The sequence below is a fragment of the Streptomyces sp. NPDC006655 genome (genome assembly GCF_040703965.1).
Lineage (GTDB): Bacteria > Actinomycetota > Actinomycetes > Streptomycetales > Streptomycetaceae > Streptomyces.
Genome location: NZ_JBEYJU010000070.1, coordinates 1 through 15,267, shown reverse-complemented (window position 1 = coordinate 15,267; position 15,267 = coordinate 1). Strand labels below are relative to the sequence as shown.

Sequence of the window (15,267 nt, the reverse complement as noted above, 5' to 3'; positions counted from 1 at the left end):
CCGGTCGCGAACGGCGATCATGAAGAGGAGTACGTGTGCTGGTCCTGCTGCCGCCCTCGGAAGGCAAGGCGTCCTCGGGGCGTGCGGCCCCGCTGAAGCCCGAGTCGCTGTCCCTGCCGGGCCTCGCGGACGCCCGCGCGGCCGTGCTCGCCGAACTGGTCGACCTGTGCACCGGCGACGAGGCGAAGGCCCGCGAGGTCCTCGGGCTGAGCGAGGGGCTGCGCGGCGAGGTCGCCAAGAACGCGCGGCTGCGGACGGCGGGCGCGCGGCCGGCCGGGGAGATCTACACCGGGGTGCTGTACGACGCCCTCGACCTGGCGTCCCTCGACCCGGCCGCGAAGCGGCGGGCGGCGCGGTCGCTGCTGGTGTTCTCGGGGTTGTGGGGCGCGGTCCGGGTGACCGACCGGATCCCCTCCTACCGCTGCTCGATGGGGGTGCGGCTGCCGGGGCTCGGTGCGCTGGGCACGTACTGGCGCCGGCCCATGGCCGAGGTGCTGCCGGAGGCGGCCGGGTCGGGGCTGGTGCTGGACCTGCGGTCGGCGGCCTACGCGGCGGCGTGGAAGCCGAAGGGGGAGGTGGCCGCGCGGACGGCGACGGTGCGGGTGCTGCACGCGCCGACCCGGAAGGTCGTCAGCCACTTCAACAAGGCGACCAAGGGGCGGATCGTACGGAGCCTGCTGACTGCCGGGATCGTGCCGGCCGGTCCGGGCGAGCTGGTGGAGGCGTTGCGGGAGCTGGGGTACGAGGTGGAGGTGGCGGCGCCCGCGAAGGCGGGGCAGGCGTGGGCGCTGGATGTGCTGGTTACGGAGGTTCACTGAAGTTAGAGCATGTAACTTCAGGAAGGAGGGCTCGCTCATTGCAGCATGCGCAACGCCCTTTGCGGAGCCTGCATCACCTCGGCAGGATGTTCCGCATGCCCACCTCGTTCCGCATGCCCGTCTCCGTGCTGGACCTCGCCCCGGTCGTGCCCGTCGTCGTGATCGAGGACGCCGCCGACGCCGTGCCGCTGGCGCGGGCGCTGGTGGCCGGCGGGCTGCCCGCGATCGAGGTGACCCTGCGGACGCCGGCCGCGCTCGACGCGATCCGCTCGATCGCGGGTGCGGTGCCGGACGCGGTGGTCGGCGCCGGGACCGTGCTCACCTCCGGGCAGGTCACGGAGTGCGTCGCGGCCGGGGCGCGGTTCCTGGTCAGCCCGGGGTGGACGGACGGGCTGCTGGCGGCGCTGGCCGGGTCCGGGGTGCCGTTCCTGCCGGGGGTGTCGACCGTCTCCGAGGTGGTGGGGCTCCTGGAGCGCGGGGTGCGGGAGATGAAGTTCTTCCCGGCGCAGGCCGCCGGCGGCACGGCGTATCTGAAGTCCCTGGCGGGTCCGCTGCCCCAGGCCCGGTTCTGCCCGACGGGCGGGATCGGGCCGGACAACGCGCCCGAGTACCTCGCCCTCCCCAACGTCGGCTGCGTCGGGGGCACCTGGATGATCCCCGCGGAGGCCGTGGCCGCTCGGGACTGGGCCCGCGTCGAGTCGCTGGCGCGGGCCGCCGCGGGCCTCAGGGACGCAGGTGGGACGTGTCGTTGAAGAGCCGTACGCTCGCGTTGCCGTCCGCGTAGTACGCCACCGCCGACAGCGAGGCCGCCGACAGTTCCATGCGGAACAGGGACTGGAGCGGGGCGCCGAGGGCGAGTTGCACGAACGTCTTGATCGGGGTGACGTGGGTGACGAGCAGGACGGTGCGGCCCGCGTAGGCGGCGACGAGGCGGTCCCTGGTGGCCGCGATCCGGGTGGCCGTCTCGGCGAAGCTCTCGCCGCCGCCGGTGGGGTGCGCCTGCGGGTCGGCGAGCCAGGTGGTGAGGTCGTCCGGGTGGCGTTCGCGGACCTCGCCGAAGGTGAGTCCCTCCCAGGCGCCGAAGTCGGTCTCCTTGAGCCCCTCGTCGATGGTGACGTCGAGACCGAGGCGGTCGGCGACGGCGGCGGCCGTCTGCCGGGTGCGGGTGAGGGGCGAGGCGAGGATCGCCTCGATCGTGCCGCGCCGGGCGAGGGCCTCGCCGACCCGGCGGGCCTGGTCCAGGCCGACCTCGGAGAGGGCGGGGTCGGTGCCGCCGCTGCCGGAGAAGCGCTTCTGGGGGGTGAGGGGGGTCTCGCCGTGGCGGAGGAGGACGAAGGTGGCGGGGGCGCCGAGGTCGGGGGCGGAGCTCCAGCCGGGGGTCGCGACAGTGCGGGCGGCGCGGGTGTCGGCGGTGGTCCCGTCGGTCGTCGTCACAGTGCCGGTGAGTGGGGGCTGGTCGTGCCCACGCGGCGGAGCCGCAGATGTCCCGGCCCCGCGCCCCTTTCGGGGCGCTGCCAGGGCGGCGCGTGCCGCGGCGGCGCCCGCCACCGCGTCCCCGGTCACCCGCGGCCGCTCGGGCCCGCGCTCCGCCGGGGGCGCCGACGCCCGCGTGTCCAGCTCGGCGGTCGACGTCGAGGCCGACCACTGTTCCCCCCGCTTGCCCGCGTCCATCGCCTCGTTCGCCAGGCGGTCGGCGTGCTTGTTCTCGGCTCTCGGGATCCACTCGTAGGTGACCCGGTCCGGCGGGAACACCCGGGACGCCACCGTGGCCAGGGGCTTCATGTCGGGGTGCTTGATCTTCCAGCGGCCGGACATCTGCTCGACGACCAGCTTGGAGTCCATGCGGACGTGGACGGCGGCGTCCGGGTCCAGGGCGTGGGCCGCGCGCAGGCCCGCCAGCAGGCCGCGGTACTCGGCGACGTTGTTGGTGACGACGCCGAGGTACTCGGCCGCCTCCGCCAGCGTCTCGCCGGTCGCCGCGTCGATGACCACGGCGCCGTAGCCGGCGGGACCCGGGTTGCCCCGGGAGCCGCCGTCCGCCTCGACGATGAACTCCCTCGCCACGTGAACCCCTTCAGCCCCTCATGCCCCTCAAGTCCTCCGGGTGTCGCTACAGACCCGACTCGGCCGTGCGCACCAGGATGCGGCGGCAGTTCTCGCAGCGGACCACCGTGTCGGGGGCGGCCGCGCGGATCTCGTTCAGCTCGGTGATGGCGAGCTCCTGGCGGCAGCCCTGGCAGCTGCGCGCGTACAGCTTGGCGGCGCCGATGCCGCCCTGCTGCTCGCGCAGCTTGTCGTAGAGCTTGAGCAGGTCCGCGGGGACAGCCGCGGCGATGACCTCGCGCTCCTTGGTGACCGTCGCCGCCTCGGCGTCGATCTCCTCGGCCGCGGCGTCCCGCTTGGCACTCGCCTCGTCGATGCGGCCCTGCACCGCGCCGACCCGCTCGGACAGCTCCGCGACCCGCTCCTGCGCGGACTCGCGGCGCTCCATCACCTCCAGGACGACGTCCTCCAGATCGCCCTGGCGCTTGGCGAGGGAGACGATCTCCTTCTGGAGGTTCTCCAGGTCCTTGGGCGAGGTGACCGCGCCGGAGTCCAGGCGCTGCTGGTCGCGGGCGGCGCGCTGGCGCACCTGGTCCACGTCCTGCTCGGCCTTGGTCTGCTCACGGGCGGTGTCGCTCTCCTCGGTCTGCGCGGCGACCAGCAGGTCGCGCAGCTGCGTGAGGTCCTTGGTCAGCGACTCGATCTCGGCGTGCTCGGGCAGCGACTTCCGCTTGTGCGCCAGCTGCTGGAGGCGTACGTCCAGGGCCTGGACGTCGAGGAGTCGGATCTGGTCGGCGGGCGCTGCGTTCAGTTGGGGGCTCCAAGGGACGGTGAGTGGCTGGTCCAGGGGTCGGTGACCGTCCTGGAGACGTGCACGCGCAGGTCCCAGCCGTGGCGGTCGGAGATCTCGTCGAGCTGGGCCGCGGCCAGCTCGCACCAGGGCCATTCGGTGGCCCAGTGCGCCGCGTCGAGCAGCGCGAGGGGGCTGTGGGCGACCGCTTCCGACGCCGGGTGGTGGCGCAGGTCCGCGGTGAGGAAGGCGTCGACCCCGGCGGCGCGTACGACGTCGAAGAGGCTGTCGCCGGAGCCGCCGCTGACGGCGACCGTGCGCACCGGGGCCTCGAGGTCGCCGGCGACGCGGATGCCCTGTGCGGTGGCGGGGAGCCGGGCCGCGGCGCGGTCGGCCAGCTCCCGGACGGTGACGGGGTGGTCCAGCTCGCAGACGCGGCCGAGGCCCCGGCGGCCCTCCGGGTCGGTGGGGTCCGGCACGAGGGGCCGTACGACCCGCAGGTCCAGGGCGCCCGCGAGCGCGTCGGAGACGCCGGGGTCGGCGGTGTCGGCGTTGGTGTGGGCGACGTGCAGCGCGATGTCGTTCTTGATGAGGGTGTGCACGACCCGGCCCTTGAAGTGGGTCGCCGCGACCGTCGTCGTACCGCGCAGGTAGAGCGGGTGGTGGGTGACCAGCAGGTCGGCGCCGAGCTTCACCGCCTCGTCGACGACGTCGCGCACCGGGTCGACGGCGAAGAGGACCCGGGTGACCTCCTGGCCGGGGTCGCCCACGACCGTGCCGACCGCGTCCCAGGACTCGGCCCGCTCGGGGGGCCACAGGGTCTCCAGGGCGGTGATGACTTCAGACAGACGGGGCACGGGGAAAGGCTACCTGCCTGTTCCGCGGCGCTGTACCTGCTCGCCCACGGGAGACGACCGGCAGCACATCCGTCCCCGTTTCCTCAGGCGAATCGTCCGGCGTGCACCCGTATGTGTGAAGCGGCGGTCTGCCGCTCCCCCGCCTGTGCGTGCGAAAACTAGCTTCGTGGCCGGAGGTGACCGAGCGATGACGGCCTGTGCGATCGAACCCTCGGCTGCGGGCGAGGACGACAGCGCGCCGGTGGCGGGCTGCACCATCACGGTGGACGGGGCGTACGCGGCCCGGCTGGCCCAGCAGGATGGTTCCTGCTTCCCGGAGCGCTGGACGCTGGACGGTCCGGAGCCGTACGCCGTACCGCTGCCCGGCAACCAGCCGGAGGAGCCGGACACGGAGGTGCAGCCGCTGCGCGACGGGCGGGTGCTGATCCGCCGGCTGGTGGACGGCAGGCACCACTTCGCCCTGCTGTACCCGACCGGTCCGGGCACCGGCGAGCTGCCGCTGGGCGCGGTGGAGTGCCCGGACGAGGTGACGTCGCTGCGGCTGCTGCCGCCCGCGCCGGGCGGCACCCGGGCGTACGCTCTGGCCGTCGGGCCGCGCTCGGCCACCGTGTGGCTGGTGGCGGGCGGGGCCTTCGGGCCCGAGCCGCTCGCGGTGGTGCCGGGGCGCTGTTCCGGCGGGGTCTGGCTGGACCGGGGCGGGCGGATGCTGGCGCTCGACCGGGAGCTGGGTGGCCGGACCAAGGCGGTCGTGGTCGACCTGGAGCGGGGCGGCGAGGTGTCGCCGCTGTTGCAGATCGCGCCGGACAGCGACGACCGGCTGCTGCTCGCGGACCCGGACAGCGGGCTGATCCTGGTCGGCTCGGACGCGCCCTGTCCCGGGCAGGAGCGGTTGGGCTGGGGCGTCCTCGGCAGCACCCTGCCGGTGCGCTTCCCGGAGAGCCTGCGGGTGCCGGACTGCACGGTGACGCCGTTCGCGATCCAGCCGGGGCAGGTGCTGACGCCGGAGAGCTGCGGGGTGGCGCTGTGGATCGAGGGTCCGCTGGGCGGCTGGGTCGGCGCCTGGCGGCCCGGGGGCCGGCGGATGTGCCATCTCCCGGCGCCGGAGGGGTGGCTGACCGGCGCCGGGCTGTGGACGCGGGACGGGGTGCTGCGGCTGCCGTACAGCACGGGCGAGGTCCCGTGCGGGGTGGCGGCGATGGTGGTGCCCTGGGGGGAGACGGCGGGGACGACGGGGGAGTTCGGGGGGCCGGGGGACGCGGGCCCGGGGTGTCCGGTGCGGGACGGCGGGGCGCCGGGTGCCGCCGGGGGGCCGGGGGCGGCCGGGGGGCCGGGTGCGGCCGGGGGGCCGGCGGAACCGGATCCTCCGGCGCCTGTCGGGGATCGCTCGGTGCCTGCCGTGGCCCGGCCGGTGCCGTTGCAACAGGCGCCGCTTGGGCGGCCGTTGCGCCCGGTGTCGGAGGGGCGGTCGGCGGAGCCGGTGTCGTGGGAACGGCCGGTGCGGTGGGTGCGGCTGGAGCGGCGGTTTCAACCGCCGCCGCAGGGGCAGACGTTGGAGCGGAGTTCCCTGGAACTGCCGTTGCGGCAGGGTCCACCGGAGCCGGTTGTAACAAACTAGCTGCGGTCGGCGTGCCCGCCTGGATCCGCTCCGGGCCGGTCTGGATAAAATCTCCGCGCTGTAAGAAAGATCATGTATACGGGGTGAATTCTTCCGATGAGCGACGCCAGCACGTCCCAGCAGCTGTACGCCGACCTTGAGGAGACGGACGGTCACGGGAAGCACCGTGGTCATGTCTCGGCCCAGGACAGCGAGTCGGCCCCGAGCGGCCGGCACCGCAAGCAGGAGCCGGCCGAGTCGGCGGCCTGACGGTACCCACAGCCGCGGCCCCGCCCCCTCACCAGGGGGCGGGGCCGCGGTCGTACGTGGCCCTACTGGCGCTTCAGGGCCAGCACCTCCGCCGCCGCGAAGGTCTCCCCCGGCGGCCGGTCCGCGTAGTGCGGGGTGAGCAGGGCGTCGAGTTCGGCGTGGTCGAAGGTGTCCTGCTTGCTGTCGAACCTGGCCTGGACGCGGGGCCGTTCGACGATCGCGACCATGCCGCCGTGGACGACCAGCAGCTGGCCGTTGATCCGCTCGGCGGCCGGTGCGGCCAGGTAGCCGACGAGCGGGGCGACATGCTCGGGGGCGAGCGGGTCGAGGCCCTCGGCGGGCTGCCCGAACCCGGCGAAGACGTCCTCGGTCATCCGGGTGCGGGCGCGCGGGCAGATCACGTTGGCGGTGACGCCGTACTTGGCGAGGGCGAGGGCGGTGGAGGTGGTCAGGCCGACGATCCCGCCCTTCGCGGCCGCGTAGTTGGGCTGGCCCGCGGACCCCGCGAGGAAGGCCTCGGAGGAGGTGTTGACGATCCGGCCGTACACCTTTCCGTCGGCCGCCGCCTTGGCCCGGTCCCGCCAGTGCGCGGCGGCGAAGCGGGTGGTGTTGAAGTGGCCCTTGAGGTGGACCCGGATCACCGAGTCCCACTCGTCCTCGCCCATCGAGAAGACCATGCGGTCGCGCAGGATGCCGGCGTTGTTGACGAGGATGTCCAGCTTTCCGTAGGTGGTTGTCGCGAGGGTGAGAAGGTCTCGCGCCTGCGAGAAGTCCCCCACGTCCCCAGTGTGGGCGACCGCCTCGCCACCGGCCGCGCGGATCTCCTCCACGACCTGCTCGGCGGGCCCCGCGGAGGCCGCCCCCGAACCGTCCCGGCCCGGTTGCCCGAAGTCGTTGACGACGACGGCCGCGCCCAGCCGGGCGAGTTCGAGGGCCTCCGCGCGGCCGAGTCCGCGGCCCGCGCCGGTGACGATCGCGCTGAGCCCTGCCAGGGGCCTGTCCTGCGCCATCCCGCGGCCCCTCAGATCTCGATGCAGGTACGCAGGGCGGTGCCGGTGCGCATCTGGTCCAGCGCCTCGTTGATCTCCGCCAGCGGCACCCGGTGGGTGATCAGGCCCGCCAGGTCGATGCGGCCGGCCCGCCACAGGGCGATCGTGCGCTCGTAGGAGCGGACCACGTCACCGCCGCCGTACATCGACGGCAGGATGCGCTTCTCGTCGAAGAACAGCTCGAACATGTTGAGCTGGAGGAAGTCGTCCATGGCGCCCGCACCGACGACGACCAGGGTGCCGCCGCGCCGGGTGTTCTCGTACGCGGTGCGTGCCGTCGCGGACCTGCCGACGACCTCGAAGACGTAGTCGAAGCCCTCGCCCGCGGTGACCTCCTGCTTGGCGCCGGGCAGTTCGTCCGGGGAGACGGCCCTGGTCGCCCCGAACCGGAGCGCCGACTCTCGGCGCGACGCGACCGGGTCGACGGCGACGATCTCGGCCGCGCCCTTGAGCCGGGCACCCTGGATCGCCGAGATGCCGACGCCCCCGCACCCGATCACGGCGACGGACGAACCGGCCTCCACGTCGGCGGTGTTGAGGGCCGCGCCGAGCCCGGTGGTCACCCCGCAGCCGATCAGCGCGGCGATGTCGAAGGGCACGTCGTCCGGGATCGGCACCGCGCACCCGGCGTCGACCACGACCTCCTCCGCGAAGGTGCCGGTGCCGGCGAAGCCGAAGACGTCGCCGGTGGGGCGCCTGAAGTTCGGGGTGCCGGCGTTCATGAACCCGGCCAGGCACAGCTCGGTCTGCCCGCGCCTGCACGCGGGACAGGCACCGCAGGCCGGCAGCCAGCAGACCACCACCCGGTCGCCGGGCTTGACCCGGGTGACGCCCTCCCCCACCTCCAGGACCTCGCCCGCGCCCTCGTGGCCCGGCACGAACGGCCCCGGCTGCGGCAGCACCCCGCTCATCGCCGACAGGTCCGAGTGGCACAGCCCCGTGGCGCGCACCCGGATGCGTACCCTGCCGGGCCCGAACCCGGCCGCCTCGACGTCGTCGAGGACCTCCAGTTTGTCCTGGCCGATCTCGTGCAGTACGGCTGCGCGCATGGTGCGGCTCCCCTCACCTGCCTGGTCGGATGCCTTCGCGGTGGTGCCTTCTGGATCAGGAGTGTTCGACGGTCGTGTCGGCCAGGACGGGCGCGTCCGCGCGCTCGGCGGCGCCGACGGCGACCCGGACGGTCCCCGGGGTCCGCCACATGCGGATCCGCAGGGTCTCCCCCGGGTACACCACCCCGGCGAACCGTGTCGTGTACGTCCGCACCCGCGCCACGTCCCCGTCGAGCAGGGTGTCCACGACCGCCTTGAGGGTCATGCCGTAGGTGCACAGTCCGTGCAGGATGGGCCGGTCGAAACCGGCGAGCTTGGCGAACTCGGGGTCGGCGTGCAGCGGGTTGTAGTCGCCGGAGAGACGGTAGAGCAGGGCCTGGTCCTCGCGGATCGGCCGCTCCACGGTCCGGTCGGGTTCGCCGGATGGCGGTTCCGGCCGGGTCGAGGGGCCGCGGTCGCCGCCCCAGCCGCCCTCCCCCCGTACGAAGATCTGCGCGTCGTTGGTCCACAGCGGGCCGTCGGCGTCCGCGACCTCGGTGCGCATGACGAGGACGGCCGCCTTGCCCTTGTCGTACACGGCGGCGATCCGGCCGGTGGCGGTGGCGGTGCCCGCGGCCGGGATGGGCCGGTGGAGTTCGAGACGCTGGCCGCCGTGCAGCACCCTGGCGAGGTCGACGTCGATGCCCGGCATGGACAGCCCGCTGATCACGCCGGGCGAACCGGCGCCCGCGACGGTGGCGAAGCTGGGCAGGACGTGCAGCCGGGTCTCCAGGGTGTAGCGGAGTTCGTCGGGGTCGGTGGCGGGGCGGCCCGCGCCGATGCCGAGGTGGTAGAGCTGGACGTCCCGGCGCTCCCAGCGGATCTCCCCGGACCGGGGTTCGGCGGCGAGGGCCTTGGCGGCGTCGATGGGCATACGGCTCCTGAGGTGTCTCAAGACCTCGGCACGGCCGTCCGCACCGTCGGCCGCACCGAGGCCGTCCACGGGGCGTGTTTGTCTAGAACGCGTTCCAGTCCGGCGCCCCTTGTATAGCCCAGGGGCCGAGACTTGTGAAGACACCTGACGGCGTGTCAGCTCAGTGCGCCGAGTCACCGGAAGCCGGGACTTTTGTCCTGCCGGAGTCCGTACACGTGCATCTGCCGGACGGGCGGTGCGGGTTCGTAGCTTCGTGTCCATGACGCAGACGCAGAGTGCCGCCGTGTCCTTCGCGGGCGCGGTCAAGACCTTCGGGGCCGTACGTGCCGTGGACGGCGTCGACCTGACCGTGGCGCCGGGCGAGACGGTCGCCCTCCTCGGCCGCAACGGCGCGGGCAAGTCGACCACGATCTCGCTGCTGCTCGGCCTCACCGAGCCGGACGAAGGCACGGTACGGCTCTTCGGTGAGGCGCCGGAGCGGTCGGTGCGGGCGGGCCGGGTCGGCGCGATGCTCCAGGAGGCGCGGGCCGTACCGCGGGTCACGGTCCGGGAGCTGGTCGGCTTCGTCGCCGGGCGCTTCCCGGAGCCGTTGCCGGTGGCGCGGGCCCTGGCGCTGGCCGGGATCGCCGAACTGGCGGACCGGCGCGTGGACCGGCTGTCCGGCGGCCAGGTCCAGCGGGTCCGGTTCGCCGTCGCCCTCGCCGGGAACCCCGCGCTGCTGGTGCTGGACGAGCCGACGGCCGCGCTGGACGTGGAGGCGCGGCACGCGTTCTGGGCGTCCGTGCGGGGGCTGGCGCGCCGCGGCCACACGGTGCTGTTCTCCACGCACCACCTGGAGGAGGCGGACCGGTACGCCGACCGCATCCTCGTCATCGACCGCGGCCGGATCGTCGCGGACGGCACCGGCGAGCAGCTCAGGCGTTCGGTCGGCGGCGGTCTGGTCGCCGTGGACCTCGCCGGCCGCTCGACGGACGGCCTGGAGCGGCTGCCGGGGGTGCGCTCCCTGGAGGTCCGCGGCGACCGGGCCCGGCTGCGCACCGACGACCCGGACGCCACGGTGCTCGCGCTCGCCGCGCTCGACGCGATACGGGGGCTGGAGGTCGCGCCGGCCTCGCTGGACGACGCGTTCCTGGCCCTGACGGCGTCCGAGCCCGGGTCCCTCGTCCCGACCGTGCCGGAGGTGCGGTGATGCTGGACTATCTGCGGCTCGAGGTGCGCCGGACCCTGCGGGACCCGGGATTCGTCGTCGGCGGGATCGCGATGCCCGTGCTCATGTACCTGCTGTTCACGAACCTGGGTGCGAGCGACGGCAGTTGGAAGACCGGGGCGATGGTGGGGATGGCCGGGTACGGGGCGGTCGGCTCCGCGCTGAACACCGGGGGCGGGGTCGCCGAGGACCGGGCGATCGGATGGCTGCGGCAGCTCAGGGTGACGCCGATGACGCCGCGCCAGGTCGTCGTCGGCCGGGCCCTGACCGGCTCGGTGACGGTGCTGCCGGCGATCGTGGCGGTGCTCGCGGCGGGCGGTCTGCTGAACGGGGTACGGCTGGCCGCCTGGCAGTGGGCGGCGGTCGCGGTGCTGCTGTGGCTGGGTTCGCTGCCCTTCACCCTGCTGGGCCTCGGCAACGGCTACCGGCTGACCGGGCAGACCACGGGTGTGGCGAACATGGCCTGCAACCTGGGGCTCGCGGTGCTCGGCGGCCTGTGGTTCCCGGTCGCCCTGTTCCCCGCCTGGCTGCGTGCGGTGTCGGCGTACACGCCCACCTACCGCTTCGCCCAGCTGGGCATCTCGGTCGCGGCCGGCCGCGCCCCGGCCTTGTCGGCGGTCGTGGTGCTGGCCTTCTGGCTGCTGGTGTTCGGTTCGTACGCTGTGCTGTCGTACCGCCGGTCCGGACGGACCGGCTGACCGGGGGAGCGAGAGATGTACTGGATGCGAGGGGTCCGCGGGCGGCTGCGCGAGTGGCGGGCGGCGCGGGAGCGGTGGCGGGCGGACGTGCGGTCCTTCCGGGCCGCGCGGAAGGAGGCGCGCCGGACCGGCGCCGAACTGCCGGAGCAGCCGGGTCCGCCGCCGACCGCCTTCTCCCTGGTGCCCTGGCTGCTGATGGGGCTGGGCGCGTTCTCCAACCTGTTCCAGGGCAAGACCCCGAATCCGTGGATCGGCGGCCTGGGGCTGCTCGCCTTCAACTCCCTCTACATCTACGTCGCGGCCCGCGCCTTCGTGAAGGAGAAGCGGCAGGCGCTCTCCACGCGGGTGGCACTGGTCCTGTTGGCCGCGCTCACCTGCGGCCTCGCCGGCGGCTACGGCGGCAACTGGCTGCTGTTCTTCCCGCTCCTCGGCCTGGCGACGGGCGCGGCGCTGCGCGGCGAGCACCTGCGCTGGGCCGGAGCGGCCGTCGCCGTGCTGGGCGGTGCGGTCGCCGCCGGTCACGAGGGCTGGAACGGCCTGAACATCGCCTACGCCACCTGGATCTCGACGATGGTGACGGCGGCGATCCTCAGCCTCTCCGAGGCGGTACGGGAACTGCGCGCCGCCCGCGAGCAGTTGGCGCACCAGGCGGTCGAGAAGGAGCGGCTGCGGTTCTCCCGGGACCTGCACGACCTGCTCGGCCACACCATGTCGGTGATCGTGGTGAAGTCGGAGGCGGCCCGGCGGCTGGCGCCCCGGGACATGGACGCGGCGCTCGCCCAGATCACCGACATCGAGTCGGTGGGCCGGCAGGCGCTCACCGAGATCCGCGAGGCGGTCACCGGCTACCGCCAGGGCAGCCTCGGCACCGAACTCGACCGGGCCCGCTCGGTGTTGGACGCGGCCGGGGTGGAGCCGGTGGCCGTCCGCTCGGGCGCCCCGCTCGCTCCGGCGACCGAGGCGCTGCTGGGCTGGGTGGTGCGCGAGGCGGTCACCAACGTCGTACGGCACTCCGACGCGACCCGTTGCGAGATCACGGTCGACGGCGGTACCGAACGGGTCAGTCTCACGGTCGCCGACAACGGCACCGCGGCCGCCGGCGCGGGTCCCCGCGCGGAGGGCGTCGGCGGCACCGGCCTGAAGGGGCTGACCGAGCGCCTCGCGGCGGCGGGCGGCTCCCTCCGGGCCGGCCCGTCGCCGCGCGGCGGCTTCACGGTCGTCGCGGACCTCCCCACCGAGGGGCAGGAGCCGCTGGTACCGACGGCCCCCAGGGAGCCCAGGGGGTGCTGACGGCCCCGGTCACGTCGTCGGTCCGGGAGGTGGCGCCGTCCCAGGTGCGGGAGCCGCCGCCGGTCCCGTCCGAGCTCGGTCACGTCCGGTCGAGGCCCGCGGAGCGGAACAACGACCATTCTTCGACGGACGGGCCCGAAGCCAGTGCCGCGGCAGGCAACGTTCGCCCCGTCGCGACGCCCGGCACGCTCCCCCAGCCTCCGGCCGGGGGACCCCCACTCGCCGCACCGGCCGCAAGCCCAAGTACATCCAGTACGAGGACTTCCGGCCGGCACACCGAGAGCACGCACCGGACGCCGCGCGGCCGCCCTCCGGGCGACGACGGGAATTGTCAGACAGGCCCTAGGATCGGGCTGTGCGCGAGCCTGTGAACGAGATGCCCCGGGACCACCGGCCCGGCAGGTCCATCAGGGTGCTGCTCGCCGAGGACCAGGGGATGATGCGCGGGGCGCTCGCCTTACTGCTCGGCATGGAACCGGACATCGAGGTCGTCGCCCAGGTCGCCTCGGGGGACGCGATCGTGGACGCGGCGCTGGTCCACCGGCCCGACGTGGCCCTCCTCGACATCGAACTGCCGGTGCGCAGCGGCCTGGACGCGGCGGCGGAACTGCGCGAGGAGGCGCCGGACTGCCGGGTGCTGATCCTGACCACCTTCGGCAGGCCCGGCTATCTGCGCCGGGCGATGGAGGCGGGGGCGGCCGGGTTCCTCGTGAAGGACGGCCCGGTCGAGGAACTGGCGCGGGCCATCCGGCGGGTGCTCACCGGGGAGACCGTGGTCGACCCGGCGCTCGCGGCGGCCGCGCTCAGCGCCGGGCCGAGCCCGCTGACCGCACGCGAGTGCGATGTGCTCAAGGCGTCGGCGGACGGCGCGACCGTCGCCGACGTCGCGGCGAAGCTGCACCTGTCGGAGTCGACGGTCCGCAACTACCTCTCTGCGGCGATCGGCAAGACCGGCACCCGCAACCGCACGGAGGCGGTCCGGGAGGCGAGGCAGCAGGGCTGGCTGTGAGCCGGGGGCGCCAGGCCGTCAGTCGCGGGCGCGGTCAGCGGTGGGTCCTTTCCCGGTCTCCCGCGCGGGCTGCTCCGCGGACGGTTGCCGGCGTGGGAGCCACAGCAGCATCAGTGCCGCCGCGGCGAGCAGCACGCCGGTGCTGGTGCGGAAGGCCGCCGCGTACCCCTGCGTCAGGGCCGCCGCCCCGCCGGCGCCCCCGGTGTGGGCCGCCGCGATCGTCGACATCACCGCGAGCCCCAGTGAACCGCCCATCGTGCGCGAGGTGTTGATCAGCCCGGACAGCAACCCCGCCTCCGCGGGCGCCGCCCCGGACGTGCCGAGCGCGGCCAGCGGCGTCGCGGCCAGGCCCGCGCCGAGCATCATCAGGACCCCCGGGAACATGATGGCTGTCGCATAGGCGCCGTGCGGTCCCAGCGTCGACTGCCAGGCGAACCCGCTCGCGGCGACCAGCGTGCCCGACACCGCCACCGTGCGCACCCCGAAGCGCCGCATCAGCCGGGGCGCCGACTTGGAGCCGACGAGCACCGCGACCGAGCTGGGCACCAGGGCGAGACCGGCCTCCAGCGGGCTGTAGCCGAGGACGTTCTGGGCGTACAGGGTCATGAAGTACCACATGCAGAACATCGCCGAACCGGAGACCAGCATGGCCGCGTTGGCCGACGCCACCGACCGTCGGCCGAGCAGCCCGAGCGGCATCAGCGGGGCCGTCGTACGCGCCTCGACGGCCAGGAAGAGACCGATCAGCGCCACCCCCGCCAGCAGCGGGACCAGGGTGGCCGCCGCCGTCCATCCCTCGGCCTCGGTCTGCGAGATGCCGTAGGCCAGGGTGCCCAGGCCCGCCGTGACCAGCAGCGCGCCGGGCAGGTCGAGCCGCCGGCCGTCCCCGGTCCGGCTCTCCGCCAGCCACAGCACGGACCCGGCGAGGACCAGCGCGCCCACCGGCACGTTGATCAGCAGGACCCAGCGCCAGGACAGCAGGTCCACCAGCACCCCGCCGACCAGTCCGCCGGCCGCGCCGCCGCCGGCGCCGACCGCCGTCCAGGTGGCGATCGCCCGCGCCCGCGCCGCACCCTCCGGCACGGCGGCCGTCAGCAGGGTCAGGGTCGAGGGCGCCAGCACGGCCGCGCCCAGTCCCTGCACGGCGCGGGCGAGCAGCAACTGCCAGCCGTCCTGGGCGAGTCCGCCGCCGAGCGAGGCCAGCGTGAACAGGGCGAGCCCGACCAGGAACATCCGCTTGCGGCCGTAGAGGTCGCCGGCGCGTCCGCCGAGCAGCATGAACCCGGCGAAGGCGATGGCGTACGCGTTCACCACCCACTGGAGGCCCGTGGCGCTCAGGCCGAGTCCGGTCCGCATCGACGGGAGGGCCACGTTCACCACGGACACGTCGAGCACGACCAGGAACTGCCCGGCGCAGGCCAGCGCCACGACCAGCCAGGTGGGGGGTGCCGTACGGCGGGATATGGGTGCGGTGTCCACGGCTTCCAGCATGGGTGTCATGCTCTCAAGCCCGTCACGGCCCGTGCATCGGCTTTTCGGCCCACCCGGCCCAGGGCCCTTCTGATGGATCTCCGCGGGAGAAGGAGCGGCGTTCGGTGCGTGCGCTCGGCGTGCGGGGTGGCGGGTCATGTGGCGGAGCCACCTGGCCCGCCACCAAGGGGCGAAGTTGCCGATCGGCCT

At 74.3% G+C, this 15,267-nt stretch carries 15 protein-coding genes; 8 read left to right on the top strand and 7 right to left on the bottom strand.

Features of this window, described 5'->3' with window-relative positions; genetic code table 11:
- Positions 1-35 precede the first annotated feature (35 nt).
- Entirely contained in the window at positions 36-818 is a 783-nt protein-coding gene (gene yaaA / locus AB0958_RS31495; RefSeq protein WP_366893876.1) for a peroxide stress protein YaaA, read from the top strand.
- A 95-nt stretch (positions 819-913) separates the two neighbouring features.
- On the top strand, positions 914-1,570 hold the full coding sequence (locus AB0958_RS31490) for a bifunctional 4-hydroxy-2-oxoglutarate aldolase/2-dehydro-3-deoxy-phosphogluconate aldolase (protein ID WP_366893875.1): 657 nt from the start codon (positions 914-916) through the stop codon (positions 1,568-1,570).
- Here the strand turns inward: AB0958_RS31490 and AB0958_RS31485 are convergent.
- The 3 genes from AB0958_RS31485 to AB0958_RS31475 are packed head-to-tail and all read right to left on the bottom strand — an operon-like array spanning position 1,542 to position 4,508.
- The gene (locus AB0958_RS31485; RefSeq protein WP_366893874.1) at positions 1,542-2,882 is read right to left on the bottom strand and encodes a bifunctional RNase H/acid phosphatase; all 1,341 of its coding nucleotides are present in this window, start codon (positions 2,880-2,882) and stop codon (positions 1,542-1,544) included. The genes AB0958_RS31490 and AB0958_RS31485 overlap by 29 nt on opposite strands.
- 46 nt (positions 2,883-2,928) lie before the next feature.
- Positions 2,929-3,672: a C4-type zinc ribbon domain-containing protein gene (locus AB0958_RS31480; protein ID WP_366893895.1), complete on the bottom strand. Its 744-nt coding sequence runs from the start codon at positions 3,670-3,672 to the stop codon at positions 2,929-2,931.
- Positions 3,669-4,508, bottom strand: a complete 840-nt coding sequence (locus AB0958_RS31475) for a Nif3-like dinuclear metal center hexameric protein (RefSeq protein ID WP_366893873.1) — start codon at positions 4,506-4,508, stop codon at positions 3,669-3,671. The genes AB0958_RS31480 and AB0958_RS31475 overlap by 4 nt, the downstream gene beginning before the upstream one ends.
- A 187-nt stretch (positions 4,509-4,695) precedes the next feature.
- Between AB0958_RS31475 and AB0958_RS31470 the strand changes: the two genes are divergently transcribed.
- Together AB0958_RS31470 and AB0958_RS31465 are read left to right on the top strand one after the other, a co-directional pair.
- Positions 4,696-6,123: a hypothetical protein gene (locus AB0958_RS31470; protein WP_366893872.1), complete on the top strand. Its 1,428-nt coding sequence runs from the start codon at positions 4,696-4,698 to the stop codon at positions 6,121-6,123.
- Positions 6,124-6,219: 96 nt separating this feature from the next.
- On the top strand, positions 6,220-6,372 hold the full coding sequence (locus tag AB0958_RS31465) for a hypothetical protein (protein ID WP_358970572.1): 153 nt from the start codon (positions 6,220-6,222) through the stop codon (positions 6,370-6,372).
- A gap of 62 nt (positions 6,373-6,434) precedes the next feature.
- Here AB0958_RS31465 and AB0958_RS31460 read toward each other — a convergent pair whose 3' ends face one another.
- Genes AB0958_RS31460 through AB0958_RS31450 form a run of 3 tightly spaced genes read right to left on the bottom strand, consistent with a single transcriptional unit; the run spans position 6,435 to position 9,383 of the window.
- The gene (locus tag AB0958_RS31460; RefSeq protein ID WP_366893871.1) at positions 6,435-7,382 is read right to left on the bottom strand and encodes a 3-oxoacyl-ACP reductase; all 948 of its coding nucleotides are present in this window, start codon (positions 7,380-7,382) and stop codon (positions 6,435-6,437) included.
- A gap of 11 nt (positions 7,383-7,393) precedes the next feature.
- On the bottom strand, positions 7,394-8,470 hold the full coding sequence (locus tag AB0958_RS31455; RefSeq protein ID WP_366893870.1) for a Zn-dependent alcohol dehydrogenase: 1,077 nt from the start codon (positions 8,468-8,470) through the stop codon (positions 7,394-7,396).
- Positions 8,471-8,525: 55 nt separating this feature from the next.
- Positions 8,526-9,383, bottom strand: coding sequence for a MaoC/PaaZ C-terminal domain-containing protein (locus AB0958_RS31450; RefSeq protein WP_366893869.1), 858 nt, complete (start codon positions 9,381-9,383; stop codon positions 8,526-8,528).
- Positions 9,384-9,642: 259 nt separating this feature from the next.
- Here AB0958_RS31450 and AB0958_RS31445 point away from each other — a divergent pair, with 259 nt between their 5' ends.
- The 4 genes from AB0958_RS31445 (at position 9,643) to AB0958_RS31430 (ending at position 13,587) form a co-directional block, all read left to right on the top strand.
- The gene (locus tag AB0958_RS31445) at positions 9,643-10,572 is read left to right on the top strand and encodes an ABC transporter ATP-binding protein (RefSeq protein WP_366893868.1); all 930 of its coding nucleotides are present in this window, start codon (positions 9,643-9,645) and stop codon (positions 10,570-10,572) included.
- Positions 10,572-11,288 (top strand): ABC transporter permease, encoded by a 717-nt coding sequence (locus AB0958_RS31440; RefSeq protein ID WP_366893866.1) that lies wholly within the window; start codon positions 10,572-10,574, stop codon positions 11,286-11,288. The genes AB0958_RS31445 and AB0958_RS31440 overlap by 1 nt, the downstream gene beginning before the upstream one ends.
- Positions 11,289-11,303: 15 nt before the next feature.
- Entirely contained in the window at positions 11,304-12,578 is a 1,275-nt protein-coding gene (locus AB0958_RS31435) for a sensor histidine kinase (protein ID WP_366893865.1), read from the top strand.
- 376 nt (positions 12,579-12,954) lie between these two features.
- Entirely contained in the window at positions 12,955-13,587 is a 633-nt protein-coding gene (locus tag AB0958_RS31430) for a response regulator transcription factor (RefSeq protein ID WP_366893894.1), read from the top strand.
- An 18-nt stretch (positions 13,588-13,605) separates the two neighbouring features.
- On the opposite strand, the gene AB0958_RS31425 is transcribed toward AB0958_RS31430, so the two are convergent.
- Positions 13,606-15,087, bottom strand: coding sequence for an MFS transporter (locus tag AB0958_RS31425; protein ID WP_366893864.1), 1,482 nt, complete (start codon positions 15,085-15,087; stop codon positions 13,606-13,608).
- Positions 15,088-15,267 lie beyond the last annotated feature (180 nt).

Excerpts from the sequence above, each read along its gene's own strand:
- AB0958_RS31490 (WP_366893875.1), top strand. The coding sequence starts at position 914 with ATGCCCACCTCGTTCCGCATGCCCGTCTCCGTGCTGGACCTCGCCCCG.
- AB0958_RS31470 (WP_366893872.1), top strand. The coding sequence starts at position 4,696 with ATGACGGCCTGTGCGATCGAACCCTCGGCTGCGGGCGAGGACGACAGC.
- AB0958_RS31465 (WP_358970572.1), top strand. The coding sequence starts at position 6,220 with ATGAGCGACGCCAGCACGTCCCAGCAGCTGTACGCCGACCTTGAGGAG.
- AB0958_RS31460 (WP_366893871.1), bottom strand. The coding sequence starts at position 7,382 with ATGGCGCAGGACAGGCCCCTGGCAGGGCTCAGCGCGATCGTCACCGGC.
- AB0958_RS31455 (WP_366893870.1), bottom strand. The coding sequence starts at position 8,470 with ATGCGCGCAGCCGTACTGCACGAGATCGGCCAGGACAAACTGGAGGTC.
- AB0958_RS31450 (WP_366893869.1), bottom strand. The coding sequence starts at position 9,383 with ATGCCCATCGACGCCGCCAAGGCCCTCGCCGCCGAACCCCGGTCCGGG.
- AB0958_RS31445 (WP_366893868.1), top strand. The coding sequence starts at position 9,643 with ATGACGCAGACGCAGAGTGCCGCCGTGTCCTTCGCGGGCGCGGTCAAG.
- AB0958_RS31440 (WP_366893866.1), top strand. The coding sequence starts at position 10,572 with ATGCTGGACTATCTGCGGCTCGAGGTGCGCCGGACCCTGCGGGACCCG.
- AB0958_RS31435 (WP_366893865.1), top strand. The coding sequence starts at position 11,304 with ATGTACTGGATGCGAGGGGTCCGCGGGCGGCTGCGCGAGTGGCGGGCG.
- AB0958_RS31430 (WP_366893894.1), top strand. The coding sequence starts at position 12,955 with ATGCCCCGGGACCACCGGCCCGGCAGGTCCATCAGGGTGCTGCTCGCC.
- AB0958_RS31425 (WP_366893864.1), bottom strand. The coding sequence starts at position 15,087 with ATGACACCCATGCTGGAAGCCGTGGACACCGCACCCATATCCCGCCGT.